The organism is Pseudoalteromonas sp. MM1, assembly GCF_030296835.1.
In the GTDB taxonomy this organism is placed as follows: Bacteria; Pseudomonadota; Gammaproteobacteria; order Enterobacterales; family Alteromonadaceae; genus Pseudoalteromonas.
The window spans coordinates 2287172-2304905 of record NZ_AP027922.1 but is presented as its reverse complement, the minus strand read 5'-3'; the positions used below and the strand labels follow the sequence as shown (position 1 = coordinate 2304905).

The 17734-nt window shown below is 41.2% G+C and carries 13 protein-coding genes; 8 read left to right on the top strand and 5 right to left on the bottom strand.

From position 1 onward, the window contains the following. Positions 1-140: 140 nt before the first annotated feature. A complete protein-coding gene (cysB, locus tag QUE46_RS10410; RefSeq protein ID WP_024032357.1) occupies positions 141-1118 on the top strand; it encodes an HTH-type transcriptional regulator CysB in 978 nt (325 codons plus the stop codon). 71 nt (positions 1119-1189) lie between these two features. Here cysB and QUE46_RS10405 read toward each other — a convergent pair whose 3' ends face one another. The 3 genes from QUE46_RS10405 to pabB all read right to left on the bottom strand — a co-directional run bounded on the left by QUE46_RS10405 (position 1190) and on the right by pabB (position 4597). After that, positions 1190-2566 (bottom strand): L-serine ammonia-lyase, encoded by a 1377-nt coding sequence (locus QUE46_RS10405; protein WP_004589403.1) that lies wholly within the window; start codon positions 2564-2566, stop codon positions 1190-1192. A gap of 102 nt (positions 2567-2668) precedes the next feature. Next, positions 2669-3244: a CoA pyrophosphatase gene (locus QUE46_RS10400; protein ID WP_286244735.1), complete on the bottom strand. Its 576-nt coding sequence runs from the start codon at positions 3242-3244 to the stop codon at positions 2669-2671. Positions 3245-3250: 6 nt separating this feature from the next. Then, positions 3251-4597: an aminodeoxychorismate synthase component I gene (gene pabB / locus QUE46_RS10395; protein WP_286244734.1), complete on the bottom strand. Its 1347-nt coding sequence runs from the start codon at positions 4595-4597 to the stop codon at positions 3251-3253. Between the two features lie 169 nt (positions 4598-4766). Here pabB and QUE46_RS10390 point away from each other — a divergent pair, with 169 nt between their 5' ends. The 6 genes from QUE46_RS10390 (at position 4767) to QUE46_RS10365 (ending at position 15931) form a co-directional block, all read left to right on the top strand. Beyond that, a complete protein-coding gene (locus QUE46_RS10390) occupies positions 4767-6293 on the top strand; it encodes a fumarate hydratase (protein WP_286244733.1) in 1527 nt (508 codons plus the stop codon). Between the two features lie 449 nt (positions 6294-6742). Further along, positions 6743-7783, top strand: coding sequence for a Glu/Leu/Phe/Val dehydrogenase (locus tag QUE46_RS10385; protein ID WP_286244732.1), 1041 nt, complete (start codon positions 6743-6745; stop codon positions 7781-7783). Between the two features lie 108 nt (positions 7784-7891). Then, positions 7892-8530, top strand: coding sequence for a CatA-like O-acetyltransferase (locus tag QUE46_RS10380; RefSeq protein ID WP_286247729.1), 639 nt, complete (start codon positions 7892-7894; stop codon positions 8528-8530). A gap of 354 nt (positions 8531-8884) precedes the next feature. After that, on the top strand, positions 8885-11773 hold the full coding sequence (locus tag QUE46_RS10375) for a two-component regulator propeller domain-containing protein (RefSeq protein ID WP_308447152.1): 2889 nt from the start codon (positions 8885-8887) through the stop codon (positions 11771-11773). Positions 11774-11832: 59 nt separating this feature from the next. Beyond that, positions 11833-12657, top strand: a complete 825-nt coding sequence (locus QUE46_RS10370; protein ID WP_286244731.1) for a M90 family metallopeptidase — start codon at positions 11833-11835, stop codon at positions 12655-12657. A gap of 97 nt (positions 12658-12754) precedes the next feature. Then, positions 12755-15931 carry an amidohydrolase family protein gene (locus QUE46_RS10365; RefSeq protein ID WP_286244730.1) on the top strand — a complete coding sequence of 1059 codons (3177 nt, stop codon included), beginning with the start codon at positions 12755-12757 and terminating at the stop codon, positions 15929-15931. 38 nt (positions 15932-15969) lie between these two features. Here QUE46_RS10365 and QUE46_RS10360 read toward each other — a convergent pair whose 3' ends face one another. Next, positions 15970-16542, bottom strand: a complete 573-nt coding sequence (locus QUE46_RS10360; protein ID WP_286244729.1) for a TetR/AcrR family transcriptional regulator — start codon at positions 16540-16542, stop codon at positions 15970-15972. Between the two features lie 310 nt (positions 16543-16852). Between QUE46_RS10360 and QUE46_RS10355 the strand changes: the two genes are divergently transcribed. After that, on the top strand, positions 16853-17329 hold the full coding sequence (locus QUE46_RS10355; protein ID WP_286244728.1) for an HPP family protein: 477 nt from the start codon (positions 16853-16855) through the stop codon (positions 17327-17329). A 28-nt stretch (positions 17330-17357) separates the two neighbouring features. Here QUE46_RS10355 and QUE46_RS10350 read toward each other — a convergent pair whose 3' ends face one another. After that, positions 17358-17726 (bottom strand): hypothetical protein, encoded by a 369-nt coding sequence (locus tag QUE46_RS10350; protein WP_286244727.1) that lies wholly within the window; start codon positions 17724-17726, stop codon positions 17358-17360. Positions 17727-17734 lie beyond the last annotated feature (8 nt).

Here is a 17734-nt window from a genome sequence, read left to right as displayed (position 1 = left end):
CAGCGGATTTATTGTGCTAGCCTTAATGCTTGAATAATGAAAATATACATGCTTACTTTGCCAAGTTTTACTAAATTTAACTTGGTTTTGCTTAGTATTACCATCATATAAGCTTAATAATAACGTTAAAAACTGCCACCATGAAATTACAACAACTTAGATACATTGTAGAAGTTCAAAACCATAAGCTAAACGTATCAGCAACTGCTGAGAGTTTATTTACCTCACAGCCTGGTATATCTAAACAAGTGCGCATGCTTGAAGATGAGCTAGGTGTACAAATTTTTGGCCGCAGTGGTAAGCATTTAACGCATGTTACAGGTGCCGGCGAAGAAATAATTAACATTTCTCGCGAAATTTTATCTAAAGTCGAAGGTATAAAAGCGGTTGCTAATGAGCACACGCTGCCTGATCAGGGTAAACTAAATATAGCCACAACACATACGCAAGCACGTTATGCTTTGCCAAGTGTTATTCAGGGCTTTATGAAAAAATACCCAGCTGTTTCGCTGCATATGCATCAAGGCACACCACAACAAATTTCTGATGCGGCAGCGCGCGGTGACGCAGACTTTGCCATTGCAACTGAAGCACTTCATTTATACTCAGATTTAGTTATGCTGCCTTGTTATCATTGGAACCGCAGCATTGTGGTGGCAAAAGATCATCCACTAGCACAAAAGGCCGACAATTTAACCGTTGCTGATATAGCGCAGTATCCGCTTATTACGTATGTATTTGGTTTTACTGGACGCTCTGAGCTTGATAAAGCATTTAATGCGCACGGCCTTGAGCCACACATTGTGTTTACTGCAACCGATGCCGATGTAATTAAAACTTATGTAAGGCTAGGGTTAGGTGTAGGTGTTGTCGCCTCAATGGCCGTTGATCAATTAAGTGACACAGATTTAGTATGTATTGATGCCAGCCATTTATTTGAAGCGAGCACAACTAAAATTGGTTTTAGAAAGGGCAGTTTTTTACGTACTTATATGTATGACTTTATTGAGCGTTTTGCTCCGCATTTAACTAAAGAGCGAGTAGAGCGAGCAAGCTTATTACGCAATCAAGAAGATGTTGATGCGTTATTTGCCGACATAGAGCTGCCGGTAAAATAGTAAGATCTTAATTATATAAATACTAAAAAACCGCGTATTGCTAAAATACGCGGTTTTTTGTTTTTATACGCTTAACATTCAATAATGTTTACTGCTAATCCACCGCGTGCGGTTTCTTTGTATTTGGTTTTCATGTCGTTACCGGTATCGAGCATGGTTTTAATTACTTTATCAAGCGACACCTTTTGCTCGCCACTGCCACGTATTGCTAAGCGAGAAGCATTAATTGCTTTAATGGCGCCCATGGCGTTGCGCTCAATACACGGTACTTGTACCAATCCGCCCACAGGGTCGCAGGTTAGGCCTAAATTATGTTCCATGCCAATTTCGGCGGCGTTTTCAACGTGTACTACATTACCACCAACAATTTCGGTGAGTGCGCCAGCAGCCATTGAACAAGCAACTCCCACTTCTCCCTGGCAGCCTACTTCTGCGCCCGAAATTGAGGCATTTTTTTTGTATAAAATACCAATAGCCGCTGCGGTTAATAAATAGCGTGTGGCTATGTCGCGGTCCACTTCTTTAATAAATGTGTGGTAGTACATTAAAACGGCTGGCAATATACCCGCAGCACCATTTGTTGGCGCCGTGACTACGCGTCCGCCCGCGGCATTTTCTTCATTTACAGCTAAGGCAAATAAATCCACCCAATCCATTGCTCTGAGTGGGTCATTACTTACTTCTACATTTAGCTTTAAATACAAACTAGGCGCACGGCGTTTAACTTTTAAACCACCTGGTAAAATTCCCTCGGTGCGCATACCACGTTCAATACAGGCTTTCATTACTTGCCAAATATTAAACAGCTCGTCTTTGATATCGTCTTCTTTGCGCAGCGTTTTTTCGTTATGCATCATTAAAGTAGATACACTAAAGCCAGATTCTTTACACAGCTCTAGTAAGTCTTTAGCACTTTCGAACGGGTAAGGAGCCGGGTTTTGTTCGCGTATATCAAGGGCTGCTTGTTTTTCGTTTTCAAATTCTTCATCGGTAACAATAAAGCCGCCACCAATAGAGTAGTACACTTTGCTATATACTTTTTCGCCATTATTCGAGGCAATAATTTCCATTGCATTAGAGTGCTTAGGCAAGGTTTTGCGGCGATGGAAAACAATAGCCCCTTGCTTAGGAAAGTTCGCTTTATGGGTTTGGTTTAGGTATATCACTTGCTCTTTTTCAATTGTGGCAAGAATATCGTCAACTAAATCGGCATCTATTGTTTCTGGATCGTACCCAGCAAGTCCTAATATAACGGCTTTACCAGAGCCGTGGCCTACGCCGGTTTGACCCAGTGAGCCATAAAGCTCTACCTTTATATCGGTAACAGAGGTTAAAAGTTGTTGCTCTTGTAGGTCATTAACAAATAAGCGCGAGGCACGCATTGGGCCAACGGTATGTGACGACGATGGGCCAATACCAATGCTAAACATATCAAATGCACTGATCATACTATGGGTCTCTACTTTATTTACTCAGCTAGAAAGCTGTTCTTTGAACGGTTGAGTATCATAACGTTAATTCTATATTATGTAACTATTTGGCCGTAAGTTTTACACTGGTAGGGCAAGCTGCTTTGTAAAGTTTTTTATAATGCTAGCTGTTGCTCCCCACAGTAACCCATGAGGTGTACTAAACCCCTGTAGGGTAATGGTTTTACCAAAGCGTTGAAAAGGCAATGGCTGCCAATTATCTGCTCTACTTAGCTCAGTCAGTGAGAGCAAAAAACTAGCTTGCACTTCATTATAATCGTTTTCCCATACTGTGTGTTTATCAAGTAAACCCACAAATGGGCTGATGCTAAAACCTGTAAGTGTAGAGTATTGTGGCAGTTGGCCTAGCACTGTGACATTACTTGGCGCTATATTAAGCTCTTCGTGAAGTTCTCGAAGCGCGGTAGTGCGAAGGTGCTTATCACTTTGCTCAAACTTACCACCGGGCAAACAAATTTCCCCAGGGTGATGATGTAAATAAGTAGGGCGTTTACACAGTAAAATATGCGCATGGTTATCAATATCAATAATAGGCAGCATAACGGCACTTGCGCGTTTTTTACGGGTATCTTTTATTTGATTTGGCGCAGCTGTAGGGCTTAACTGAAACCGCGCCATAATGTGTTCACTATTCAAAGCGACCTACTGTGTTAATAAAGGAAGTATTTTATTCACTTTATCGTATGTTTCTTGGTATTCCAATTCGACTTTAGAATCAGCCACAATACCACCGCCGGCCCAGCAATAAATGTGTTCGTTATGACAAACCAAGGTACGAATTGTAATGCTGGTATCCATATTGCCGCAGGCGCTTAAATACCCTATAGAACCGCAGTAAATACTACGCCTATGAGGCTCTAGCTCTTCAATTATCTCCATAGCCCTAATTTTAGGTGCACCGGTAATTGAGCCGCCCGGAAAAGCCGCTTCAAGCTGATCAACCGCCGTTTTACCCTCATCGAGTTCTGCCGTTACTGTGCTTACTAAATGATGCACGGCAGGAAAGCTCTCAATAGCAAACAGTGAGGGCACCTTTACAGAGCCTGGCTTGGCTACTTTACCTAAATCGTTGCGCAATAAATCAACAATCATTACGTTTTCTGCACGATCTTTAGTGGAGCTTTCAAGGGCTCTGGCTTGTTGTTGATCTGCGATGGCATCGGCCTTACGTGGCAAAGTGCCTTTGATGGGTTTTGTTTCAACTATGTTGTCGTGCACTGCAATAAAACGCTCTGGCGATATTGATAAAATGGCGCCACATGGGTGGTTAATAAAACTAGAAAATGGCGCTTTATTAGCCTCGCGCAATACTTTATAAGCTTGAAAACAGTCGCCCTTAAAGCCAGCACTAAATCGCTGTGCTAGGTTGATTTGATAACAATCACCACTTTTTAAATAATCTTGTATCTGCGCAAATTTATCAGCGTATTCATGTTCACTCATATTTGATCGCCAATCACTGGTGAGTGAAAAATGTGCAGGTACTATATCGTTTACTAAATACTGTTGGTAAAGCGCCAAACGGTTTACTTCAGGTTGAGAAACGTAAAACCAGCTTTGCTGGCGTTTATCAAATATCAGTGCATCTAAATAAAGGCCAATAGCCATTTGTGGCAATGTTATATCGTGTTTTGCTGTGCTTGGCATGTGCTCAATAATGCGGCCTAAGTCGTAACCAAAATAACCAAGCCAGCCGCCGTTAAAAGGCAGATTACTAGCGGCTTTTTGCGCGCTAAGTTTACTTAGCTCATCGTTCATTATTTTAAAGGGGCTACGTGAGTCAAGCTGCTGATTAAATACGCTTTGATTGTTGTTTACTTCTAAAATAGCGTGAGGCTCTATTGCAATAATATCAAAGCGACTATTTATGTGCTCGCTATTGGCTGAGTCTAGTAATACGGCATAGGGTAAATGCGCAAAATGCGCGAAAACATCAATGCAGTTTTGCGTTATGGCTAATTTTACACAACTTTTTTCATTGTTTAGCATTTACTGCCCCTTTAAGAACTGGCTCGAAACGGGCTGGGAGGGTATCATAAGTCAAATTTTTTTGGCAGCGTTTAGTATCAAATCTACGTTGTAATTAAAACAGTGCAAACCACCGTCACCGGTTTGGTATAGATTACGCTTAAGCGTAACGCTAACTTAAGGAACCACTATGAGTACAATCCGTCAGCAAGACTTTATTGATAGCATTGAAGATGCGTTGCAATATATTTCTTTTTATCATCCCCTTGATTTTGTTCAAGCGCTAGAAAAAGCCTATAACAAAGAACAAAGCAAGGCTGCAAAAGATGCAATTGCGCAAATTTTAATTAACTCGCGTATGTCGGCTGAAGGCAAACGTCCATTGTGTCAAGACACGGGTATTATTACCTGTTTTGTAAAAGTAGGTATGGATGTTAAGTGGGATAAAACAGATTTAACCGTACAACAAATGGTTGATGAAGGCACACGTCGCGCATATTTAAATCCAGATAACCCACTACGAGCTTCTATTGTAGCTGACCCTGCAGGCACGCGTAAAAACACTAAAGATAATACCCCTTCAGTGGTACACATTGATTTAGTGGCAGGTGGCGAAGTAGAAGTAATGGTTGCAGCGAAAGGCGGCGGCTCAGAGAACAAAAGTAAAATGGTGATGCTAAACCCATCTGACGATGTAGCTGCATGGGTAGAAAAAACGCTACCGACGATGGGCGCAGGTTGGTGTCCGCCAGGCATGCTAGGTATAGGTATTGGTGGTACAGCTGAAAAAGCAGCGGTAATGGCAAAAGAGTCGCTAATGGACCCGGTTGATATTCATGAGCTTATGGAGCGCGGTGCACAAACGACAGAAGAAAAATTACGTTTAGAAATTTTTGAGCGTGCTAACAAGCTAGGTATTGGTGCGCAAGGTTTAGGTGGTTTAACAACGGTTGTTGATATTAAAGTAAAAACAGCCCCTACGCATGCGGCTTCAAAGCCTGTTGTAATGATCCCTAACTGTGCTGCAACTCGCCACGTACACTTTACCTTAGATGGCTCAGGCCCTGCAGATTTAAAAGCGCCTAAGTTAGAAGATTGGCCAGAAGTAACCTTTGAAGTAGGTGAAGGAACTCGCCGAGTTAATTTAGACACGCTAACTAAGGAAGATACTCGCGAGTGGAAAATGGGTGAAACTATTTTACTCTCAGGCACTATTTTAACAGGCCGTGACGCTGCCCATAAACGCTTACAAGATATGATCAATTCAGGTGAAGGTTTACCTGAGGGCGTAGATTTTGATAACAAGTTTATTTATTACGTAGGTCCAGTTGATGCCGTAGGTGATGAAGCCGTAGGTCCTGCTGGCCCTACAACCGCAACACGTATGGATAAGTTTACCGATATGATGCTAGAAAAAACCGGCATCGTAGGCATGATAGGTAAAGCTGAGCGTGGTCCTGCGACGGTTGAGTCTATTAAAGAGCATAAATCGGTTTATTTAATGGCGGTAGGTGGTGCAGCATACTTAGTATCTAAAGCAATTAAAAAAGCACGCGTGGTTGCCTTTGAAGATTTAGGTATGGAAGCCATCTACGAATTTGAAGTAGAAGATATGCCAGTAACAGTTGCTGTAGATAGCGAAGGGGCTAACGCACATACGCAAGGCCCTGCAATTTGGAAAGCTAAAATTGAAGAGCTAGACGGTAAGCTTAAATAAAGGTTTACGTAATCTAATTACAAAGCGAGCTTAGGCTCGCTTTTTTGTATTTGCTATATGAAATATTTAAAAAACGCTAATTATCCCTTCAAATAAGCAGCTCCGACCAGTTGTGCTGGATCTGCTTTTTTCTTTATAAACCTATACACTGTGCGCCTTTGATGGGAGAGGGGCTGTGTAATACAAGGTTTACACTTGGTGTTACCTTTACGTTCACGTAAATTTGAGCGCGATTTTGAACGGTGTTATTAGTTTTTAATTTAACTTTTTCGCCAATTATTGAATTTTATATCTATATTTTATCATCATTCGGATTTATTAATTCACAAAGCTCGGTTTTTACAGGTTTAACTTCTCATTGTATGGCACCCTTAAAAATGAAGTGGTAAAGTTTCGTCAATTTCCAGCGCTCATCCCTCTCACGGGTAAACTATTTTGGAGTAATAACAGTGGCTGTGTTTAATCAAGCTGAATTTGATAACCACGAACAAGTGGTTTTTTGTTCTGACGAAGCGTCAGGTTTAAAAGCAATTATTGCCGTGCACAATACTAACCTTGGCCCTGCCGTTGGCGGTTGTAGAATGTGGGATTATGCAAAAGATGAAGACGCAGTATACGATGTGCTGCGCTTATCTAAGGGCATGACTTACAAAAATGCGGTAGCACGTTTACCATTTGGTGGTGGTAAATCTGTTATTATTGGTGATGCAAAAAAAATTAAGACTGAGCAGTTATTCTGTGCTTTTGGACGCCAATTAGAGCGATTAAATGGCAGTTACTATTCGGCTGAAGATGTGAACATTACCTGTGATGATGTGGCATTAATGAATAAAGAAACAAACTATGTGCTAGGCCTTGAAGGGAAAAGCGGAAACCCGTCACCTTTTACAGCGTATGGTACTTTTTTAGGAATTAAAGCGGCGTTACAGCACCAGCGCGGTCATCAAGATTTTTCGGCTATTAAAGTGGCTGTGCAAGGCTTAGGTGCTGTAGCCTATGGTTTATGTAAACACCTAGCTGAGGCCGGTGCGCAACTATTTGTAACTGATATAAACCAAGATGCTGTAGAACGTGTAGTTAATGACTTTGGTGCAACACCGGTGGGCATTGATGAAATTTACGACCTTGATGTTGATGTATACGCACCGTGTGCACTTGGTGCAACGGTTAACGATGAAACTATACCACGCCTTAAAGCAACGATTATTGCAGGTTGTGCAAATAATCAATTAGCACAATCTCGCCACGGGGAAGTTATACGTGAAAAAGGGGTCTTATATGCACCTGATTACGTTATAAATGCTGGTGGCATAATAAACGTATATTACGAAACAGCACCACAAGGTTACAGTGCTGCGGCTTCTAATAAGCATGTTGAAGGCATATACGATACACTAACTGAAATTTTTGCGCGTAGTGAAAAAGAGCAAAAATCAACGCATTTAATTGCTGATGAGCTAGCTCAAGAGATTATTAAAAACGGTCTTTAATTTAGCTGTATTATTTATAAAAAGGCGTACTTAGGTACGCCTTTTTTGTTTATACTTTATGGCGGTACCTTTAACCGTATGGATAATATGACTAATAAAAACGCCATAATGGAGCCAATTGATTTTGATACTTGGCCTCGTAAGCAACACTTTGAATTATTTAAAAATTTCACCCAGCCATATTTTAATGTGTGTGTAACACTTAACGCCAAGCCTTTATTTGAATATTGCAAACAAAATAAACTGTCTTTTTTCCAAGCATATGTGCATGTCACACTAACAACATGCCACGCCTATAACCCGATTATGTTAAGGATTGTAAATGATCGTCCATGGCGCTTAAAGCAAGTTAGAGCCAGTGTGGTAGAGCTTGCTAGTGATAATTCGTTTATATTTAGTTATTTTAATTATTCGTCTTGCTTTGAAGCTTTTTCTCAACACGCCACCACTATAAGTGCCAATGCTAAATCTCAACCGTTATTTTCTCAGGCATTCGCTCAAACCGAAGGACAAGCTGATTTGATACATATTTCGGTGTTGCCATGGCTGAACTTTAGCAGTTTTTCGCATGCCTTTAGTGATGGGGAATGTTTAGGAATTCCTAAGTTTGTGTTTGGTCAATATGATAAAACCACGGGACTAATGCCGTTTTCGATTGATGTGCATCATTCTTTAATGGACGGTTTACACGTCGCAGCGTTTATAAGCGTATTACAAAATAATATTAACAACTTTTGTAAAGATTAATTGAATTTAGTTAATGCAATGTATTTATTCGCTATGGTAGTATTTTTAATTAAATAAGTGGGTATAAGTTAATTTGTAACGATTAGCTGATACGTTTAAAGCATAACGTTTTAATAACTTATTATAAGGTGTGTTTAGCACGTATTATTTGTTGTTGCCGCTATTGTTTAGTTTAAATTAAAGCGCTTGTTAGCGCTTAAACAAACCATAGTGTATTCACCCCGTGCGTATAGGGATTTTAACACTTTGTTGGACGCACAGTTTAGATGTGCCCAGTGCCGAGTAAATTCTTTCCTGCTACGTTTAAATAACGATAAAACGCTTACACAAGTAAAAGAATAACTAAGGCAGTTGATGATGAGACAATTAAGCATTATATGTTCTTTTTTCGTCATGTTTTTATGTGAAGCTCAAGAGCAAACCCGTTTACCGTTAAGCGATTATTTTTCTGAAACATGGAATACTCGCTCTGGATTACCGCACAACAGTATTAACAGTGTTACGCAAACTAAAGATGGCTACTTATGGGTCGCTACGTGGGAAGGTTTGGCGCGTTTTAATGGGCAAGAGTTTACAATACTAACCCGTGCCCACATTAATAACTTACCCGACTCAGGTTTAAGGGCGCTAACACCGACTAATAGTGGAGGGTTATATATAGCGGGCGCGCGCGGAGGAATTAGCTTATATCAACATAGGCAGTGGGATACTAAGCGTTCAGCGCCTACTATGGTTAATCATTTAATTGAAAGTGCTGATAAAAGCTTATGGTTAGCCCTTGAAAACGATGGAGTGTTTTATCGTGCGCACAACAGCGATACCGACCTTGCAATAATTAAAAATGTCAGCGCTTATCGCGTAATAGAAGATAGCGATGGGATCATTTGGGCAGCAACCAGTGCGGGCCTTTATAAAATTCACAATAAAATACCTACCTTAATGACACCACATTTTGGTTTACCTAATGCGCCCGTATATAACTTATTAATTACCCGTGGCGGCTCGCTGATTGTGGGAAGCGAAAAAGGCGCGTGGATCAAAACCAATGCACAGTTTCAGCCGGTACATGAACAGCTTGCAAATGAGTCTATTTCTAGCCTACTAGAAGATAATCATGGTGATTTATGGTTTGGCACAATTAATAAAGGGGTATTTAGGTTATCGCCTGATGGTGTAGAGCAATTAGATGCCAATAACGGATTACCCACCAACCGAATTTTATCTTTGTTACAAGATAGAGAAAATAGTATCTGGATAGGCACTAATGCAGGTCTCTTTAGGCTACGTGAATCACCGTTTTCATCGTGGACCCAAAAAAGAGGTTTAGCAGGGGATTATACCCGTACAGTGCTTTCTCACTCAGATGGTAGTTTATGGGTGGGGGGAAGCTCTGGCTTAAATATAATAAAAAATAACCGCGCGACGGTAGTGTCGGGCTCTAAACAAAGTAGTCCTTTTTCAGTTCTCAGTTTGCATGAGGCACCCGATGGCACCGTGTGGGCTGGTACATATACCTCAGGCGTTTTAAAAATAGTTAATAATACCTTTACCCCGTTTATTAATCGTAGCACTGGCCTTGGAAGTAACGAAGTAAGGGCTTTACTATTTGATTCTAAAAACCGTTTGTGGATAGGCTCTGCTATGGGGCTAACGCGCATCAATGAAGATGGTAGTTTAGATCAATTTACAAATAAAAAAGACTTACCCAGTGGGTTTATACTTGCGCTGAGTGAAGATAATACAGGCAATATTTGGGTAGGTACCGGCAATGGGGTGGTGGTGTTTGATATTGTTAGTGAGCAATTTACAACCGTTGAATTTCCACGTGCGTTTTCTGCTCAATATGCATTTGGTTTTTATATTGATGATACCTATACCTGGATGGCCACAGATAGAGGCTTAGTGCGCTATGAGCTAACAAGCGCAAAAATGGCAATGCTTGGTTTAGAGCAAGGTTTACCTATCGACAAGCTATTTCAAGTGGTGCCGCACAATGGCTCATTTTGGCTCTCGAGCAATCGGGGCATTATTCAAATTGATAAAAATCATATACAGCAAATCCTCGATGCTCCTGCCTCCGCTAAAGCACCCGTGCTTAACTATCAACTTTACGATGAAGGCGATGGCATGTTAAGTGCGCAGGCTAATGGAGGATCAACCCCTTCGGCTGTAACACATAACGATGGGAGTATTTGGTTTGCAACCGCAAAGGGGGTGAGTACCGTACAACCTGCGCGCTTACAAGCATCAACTCAAATTGCCTTGCCGACGATAATTGAAAATATTTTTGTAGACGGTAAGCCTATTGCGCTTCCGCTTAAAGGGGAGTCGGTATTTTTACCGCCAGGGGTTTCTCGTTTATCATTTCATTATGCAGGGCTGAGCTTTATTATGCCGCAGCGATTAAATTTTCAAACCCAATTAAAGGGCTTTAACGATAAATGGGTTAACCGTCAAAATATGACCAGTGCTGAGTACACCAATTTACCGCCTGGGGAGTATACCTTTATGGTACGAGCAAGTTACCCTAACGCACATTGGCAAGATAATCAGCAAGCTGTAAATATTGTTATTCAGTCATTTTTTTGGCAAAAAGCGCAGTTTAAGTTTGCAGTATTTGTTTTATTTTTAATGATTATTTTTGCCATATACAAATACCGTTTATACCACTATAAAAAAATAGAAATAGAGCTTACAAACCGAGTAGAGAAACAAACGCAAGACTTACAAACGCAGGCCAATGCGTTTGCGTATCAAGCAACACACGACCAACTTACCGATATGCCTAATAGGCGTGCTTTTGATAGCTGGCTTGCCCATAACTTTGCCACTTACAAACAACAAAACCGACCGTTAGCCATAGCTATACTAGATATTGATCACTTTAAGCGTATCAATGATAACTGGTCGCATATTATTGGCGACAAAGTGATTTGTACAATTGCAGAGCTGCTTAAAAATGGCTGCCAAGAAAACCAACACATAGCACGATGGGGCGGCGAAGAGTTTACGATAGTTTTTGCTGACAAAACCGCTATTGAAGCAAAAATAATATGTGAAGCACTGCGCGAGAGCATTGCACAATATGACTTTTCGGCCATTGGTGAGGGGTTAAGTGTAACAGCAAGCTTTGGCTTGTCTGATTCAACCAACGTAGGTGATTACGACCGCCTTTTATCGCGAGCAGATCAAGCCTTATACAAAGCTAAAAATAGTGGGCGAAATTGTACAGAAATTATCTGATTGAAAATAAGCCCATGCGCACATATTAATAAGGGACTAACTTATTTTGGATGTCCTTAATGATAAATGGGCTACTAATTACCGTATTAGCTGTTTTTGTTATTACCTATTGGCGCTGGCCAATAATACAAAACTGGCTTTGGAATAAAAAATATAAAAACGCTGTATTAAACTCTCAACAAAAAGAAATACTCCTTCGTTGCATGCCTATCTATAAAAAGATGACGGATAGCGACAGAGCCAAGCTTGAGCGCCACATAATATGGTTTCTCAATGAAAAGCGCTTTTTAGGCCGCGATGCTCTAAAGCTAACCCCCGCCATGAAGCTGATAGTTGCAGCCGATGCCTGTGTGTTAGTGCTTAATAAACCTTGGCCACTTTATAAAAACGTGAAAGAAATTTTACTCTACCCTAGTGCGTATTATGCGCCGCAATCAACACGCGATAGTGCTGGGCTGGTCAGTTACCACAACGCAGTGCGCTTAGGTGAGTCATGGCCTGGTGGTACATTAGTGCTGAGTTGGCATGATGTACTAGAAGGCAACCGTTTACCAAGCGATGGCCATAATTTAGTATTTCATGAATTTGCCCACCAGTTAGACCAAGAAACTGGCCAAACTAGCGGTACACCATTATTAAAAACCCCCAATGCTTATAAAGAGTGGGCCCGTGTGTTTAGCCGTGCGTTTACTCAATTAAAAAGCCATGTTGCGTATAATATGCCCCATGTTATTCATAGTTATGGAGCAACAAATGAAGCTGAATTTTTTGCTGTGATCACCGAGACTTTTTTAGAAAAGCCAAGCGAGCTGCGCCAATACGACCCTGAAATTTACCGCTTGCTGGTGGAGTATTATCAATTTGATCCCATTGTTTGGCATTAATTTTCGGCACTTGGTCTGATAACACTGGCATGTTAGTGCTGTTTTTGTTGCAATCGTGTTAGAGAATTTAACTGTAATAATAACAAGCGAGAAATGCATGAAAAAAATGCTTCACACTGCACTGGCATTATCAGTGTCATTGGCAATCGGTCACGCGCATGCAAGCGAAGAGCAAGCTAAGTGGCAGGTTGATTCACCTAAAGGCAAATTTGCAGACGCAACAATTAGCGTGCAGCAAGGCACATGGATGAATATTGATGTGAGCCCTGATGGTAAAACATTGGTGTTTGATTTACTTGGCGATATATACGCTATGCCCATTAGTGGCGGTGAAGCAACTAAACTTACATCCGATATTGCTTGGCAAATGCAACCTCGCTTTAGCCCAGATGGTAAACACATTGCGTTTACCTCGGATCAAGGCGGTGGCGATAATATATGGGTAATGGATATTGATGGTAGTAATCAGCGAGCGGTGACTGATGAAACCTTTAGACTTTTAAACAGCCCCGCATGGAGTCCTGATGGCGATTACCTTGTCGCACGCAAACACTTTACCGCTAGTCGCTCACTAGGGGCTGGAGAAGTGTGGCTTTATCACAAAGCCGGTGGTAAAGGTGTTCAGCTTACTAAACGCGAGAACGACCAAAAAGACTTAGGTGAGCCAATGTTCTCGCCAGATGGGCGCTATGTTTACTTTTCTCATGATGCAACGCCTGGTAAAACCTTTCACTACTCTAAAGATTCTGTTGCCGGTATTTATAAAATTAAGCGCTTTGACCGACAAACCGGCGACATTGAAACAATTATTGAAGGAATGGGCGGTGCAATAAGACCGACTCCTTCACCTGATGGTAAAAAGCTTGCCTATATAAGACGTGATGATTTTCAAACCAGCTTGTACCTATACGACCTAACCAGTGGCGAGCACACTAAGCTCTACGACAAGCTTGAACGCGATATGCAAGAAACCTGGGCTATTCATGGAGTGTACCCGACAATTGCTTGGACCCCAGATAACGAAGAGCTTGTGTTTTGGGCTGGCGGTACAATTCATAAATTAGCCGTTGATGATAAAACAGTCGCCCCAATTGACTTTAAAGTACAAACCACTAAAAAGATTCAAAAGGCAGTACGCTTTACACAAGATTTAGATACCGATGAGTTTGACGTAAAAATGTTGCGTAACGTACAGGTTAGCCCCGATGGCGAAACCGCTATTTTTGAAGCATTAGGGTATATTTATAAACGCGATTTAGACTCAGGTAAAATTAAGCGCTTAACTAAACAAACCGATCATTATGAGCTGTTCCCGCAGTACTCCCGCGACGGTAAAAAGATTGTTTACACCACTTGGAATGACAGTAAGCAAGGCACTGTGCGTGTGGTCTCTGCGCGCAGTGGTCGTGGTGATACTATTACAACGCAACCGGGTAAGTATGTAGAGCCTACGTTTAGCCCTGACGGCAAAACAATCGTTTATCGTAAAGCCACCGGCGGAAGTATTTTAAATCCTAAGTGGTCGCTTAACCCGGGCGTTTATAAAGTAAGTGCAAAAGGGGGAGAGAGCGAGCTTATTTCTAAAAGTGGTTATCAACCTCAGTTTGGTAGTACCAATGACCGTGTATTTATCATGAGCCCGTGGCCTAAGCCTACCTTAAGTGTTGTGGAGCTTGAGAGTAAAAAGATACGCAAGCTTTATGAGTCGGAGCATGCCACTGAATTTAGAGTCTCACCAGATGGTAAATACTTAGCGTTTGCAGAGCGTTTTAAAGTATTTGTTACCCCGCTGGTGCAAAGCGGTTCACCTATTACAATAAGCCCTAAAGATAATCAGTTTCCTATTGAGCAGCTGTCTGTACGTGCGGGTGAAAATATAAGCTGGAGTGCTAATAGTAATAAGCTGTACTGGAGCTTAGGCCCCGAGCTATACCATGCAAGCCTTGATGGCATGTTTGCTATAAACAATGCAGGCGAGGCCGACTTTAAAGTTAAAAGTGGCGAAAACATTAGCTTTAGTAAAAAAATGGCCGAGCCAAAAGGTATGATTGCTTTAAAAGGTGCAAACATTATTACCATGAATGGCGAACAGGTCATTGAAAACGGCGTTATAATTACCGATGGTAAACACATTAAATCGATTGGCAAAGTGGGTGAGGTTACTATTCCTAGAGATGCCGATGTTATTGATGTTACAGGTAAAACAATTATGCCTGGGATTGTTGATGCGCACGCACATGGCTCTCAGGCAAGTGATGAAATAATCCCACAGCAAAACTGGAAAAACTTCGCAGGTTTAGCGCTCGGTGTTACCACAATTCATGACCCATCAAACGATACATCAGAGATATTTACTGCCAGTGAAATGCAAAAGGCCGGCATGATTGTAGGGCCACGAATTTTTTCTACCGGCACTATTTTATATGGAGCAAATATGCCTGGTTACACCTCGCACATTGACTCCTTAGACGATGCTAAATTTCATTTAGAGCGCCTTAAAAAGGTTGGAGCCTTTAGTGTTAAATCGTATAACCAGCCGCGCCGCGAGCAACGCCAACAAGTTATTGAAGCAGGGCGAGAGCTTGAAATGATGATAGTGCCAGAGGGCGGCTCACTGTTACAACATAATTTAAGCATGGTTGTTGATGGGCATACGGGCATTGAGCACTCAATTCCGGTTGAGAATATTTACGATGATATAAAACAATTATGGTCGCAAAGTGATGTAGGTTACACACCAACGCTTGTTGTCGCCTATGGCGGAATTTGGGGGGAAAACTACTGGTATGACAAAACCGATGTGTGGAATCATCCGCGTTTAAGTAAGTTTGTGCCTAAAAATCAATTATTACCGCGTTCAATGCGCCGAGTAAAAGCGCCCGATCATCACTATAACCACTTTAATAACGCCCGTGTCGCTAAAGAGCTGCAAGATTTAGGTGTACTGGTAAATTTAGGTGCGCATGGGCAACGTGAGGGCTTAGGTGCCCACTGGGAAATGTGGATGTTTGCTCAAGGCGGTATGAGTTCACTTGAAGCAATTAGAGCCTCTACGCTTGACCCTGCTAAATACTTAGGGCTTGATAAAAATATAGGCTCGTTAGAAGTCGGTAAGCTTGCCGATTTAATGGTTATTGATGGCGATCCGCTGAAAAATATTCGTGATTCAGATAAAGTCGATTACACTATGATTAATGGTCGTTTATTTGATGCAAGTACCATGAATGAAGTGGGTAAAAAGCAGCGTAAAGCGCTTTATTTTGAAAAGCTATAATTGCTTACACTTACTTAAAGCGGCTATTAGCCGCTTTTTTAGTTTTGTAACAAGTGTTGTATCAGCGATGAACTTGGCATTTTAAGAGTAGTTGTATGCATTACACGAGCTTGACATATAAGCCCTTCTTTTATGGTAAATAGCAAATGCGCAATATATAGGGCTTTGTTTTTATCATTTTTTAGCTCTTCAGTGGTAAGCAGAGCATTAAAAACGATATTCAGTGCTTCTTGTTTATGGGTTTTGCACTGAATTGCAATAGGGTGTGAGTCGTTGGGGTATTCAGCCGCAGCATTTATAAAAAAGCATCCGTTGAAATTGCCCAATTCTGATACTTCATTATTAAACCATTGGTTTAAACCGTCAAAAAGCGCACTGGCAACACCAATAGCATTTGGTTTGTCACATATTTGCTCTAACCATTGATTAAAAGTGGCATCACGCTGTTTTAAACAAGCAACAATTAGCTCATCTTTACTTTCAAAATGATTATAAAGCGTTTTTTTAGCTATCCCCGACACCGTTAAAATCTCATTAATCCCTACGGCGTGAATTCCTTTGTTATAAAAAAGCGTAAGTGCTGTATTTATAATTTTTTCTCGTTTGCTCACACGTCACCTTATTTTTATTCGCAATAATACTTAATCATTTTTATGGGCTAAACGTGTCGCTATCTGCGTTAAAAAATTCTCATTTACGACTGCATTGATGCAGAAGGTAGAGCAATGCAGGAGCAATTGCCGAGAACAACTAAATAGCGAAATTTTTGCCTTGCTATCAACACGCTTTTCCATCCTCAAAATAGATCACTTAATTAGGCGGATTGGTATTGTTTGACTCGTTAAGTATATATTGACAGAGGTAGACCAAGTTGTCTATATTACTGGTGTAGACAAGTCGGTCTACTTTTGTGGAGGTTTTATGAAGTGTGAAGATATTCGTTTTGCTTGCATCGCAGGAGTCTTTTCTATGTTAGTGATAGGGTTTCTAGCATGGCTTAATCATTTAGGTGATTACGGTATTTGGCTAATGGCACCGTTTGGCGCAACGGCTGTACTTGTATTTGGTATTCCAGATAGCCCACTTGCACAGCCTAGGAACATAATTATAGGGCATTTAATAACAGCCTTAGTTGGTGTTGTGTTTGTAACTTATGTGGGAGATAGCAGTACGTCGATTGCGATAGCTGTAGGCCTTGCAATTACGCTAATGATGTTGACTAAAACAGTTCATCCTGCAGCTGGTGCAAACCCTATTCTAATTATTGTATCTGGACAAAGCTGGGGGTTTTTAGTGATGCCGGTTTTGCTAGGCACAGTATTTATTGTATTGTGCGGATTTTTAGCTAAATGGTTAGATGTCCAATTACTAAATAGCAGGCATAAAAAAACCGCTTAACGCGGCTTTTTTATTTATCACATGATGTTTAAACAACACCGCGTGGTAAACGACAATCGTGATCTTTGCTTGCAAGCTCAACAATCCAAAGCTCTTCAGCTGTGTAGCCGTCTTCGCTTTGTGTTACAACAGTAAACGGCGCTGTTTTATTTGCTTTAACAGGCGCAGCAGTTTTTGTTTTAGTTTTTTTCGCAGGCGCTTTTTGTTCAGCTTGTGCAGCTGGTTTGCCAGAGACTAATTCTTTCGTTAGCTCCGCTACATCAGCTAGGCGTAAGTTTTTGCCGCCATCGATGCTGTACCAGCCAGGTTTTGTAGTGATTTCAGGTTTTTTACCATTAGCAGCTTCATATGCAGCTTCAAAGGCAGATAAAACTTCTGTTTTGTCTAGTTTGCTCATCAGAGACC

Coding starts and splice junctions, on each gene's coding strand:
- QUE46_RS10365 (WP_286244730.1), top strand. CDS start 12,755: ATGAAAAAAATGCTTCACACTGCACTGGCATTATCAGTGTCATTGGCA.
- QUE46_RS10375 (WP_308447152.1), top strand. CDS start 8,885: ATGATGAGACAATTAAGCATTATATGTTCTTTTTTCGTCATGTTTTTA.
- QUE46_RS10390 (WP_286244733.1), top strand. CDS start 4,767: ATGAGTACAATCCGTCAGCAAGACTTTATTGATAGCATTGAAGATGCG.
- QUE46_RS10350 (WP_286244727.1), bottom strand. CDS start 17,726: ATGAGCAAACTAGACAAAACAGAAGTTTTATCTGCCTTTGAAGCTGCA.
- QUE46_RS10405 (WP_004589403.1), bottom strand. CDS start 2,566: ATGATCAGTGCATTTGATATGTTTAGCATTGGTATTGGCCCATCGTCG.
- QUE46_RS10380 (WP_286247729.1), top strand. CDS start 7,892: ATGGAGCCAATTGATTTTGATACTTGGCCTCGTAAGCAACACTTTGAA.
- cysB (WP_024032357.1), top strand. CDS start 141: ATGAAATTACAACAACTTAGATACATTGTAGAAGTTCAAAACCATAAG.
- QUE46_RS10355 (WP_286244728.1), top strand. CDS start 16,853: ATGAAGTGTGAAGATATTCGTTTTGCTTGCATCGCAGGAGTCTTTTCT.
- QUE46_RS10370 (WP_286244731.1), top strand. CDS start 11,833: ATGATAAATGGGCTACTAATTACCGTATTAGCTGTTTTTGTTATTACC.
- pabB (WP_286244734.1), bottom strand. CDS start 4,597: ATGCTAAACAATGAAAAAAGTTGTGTAAAATTAGCCATAACGCAAAAC.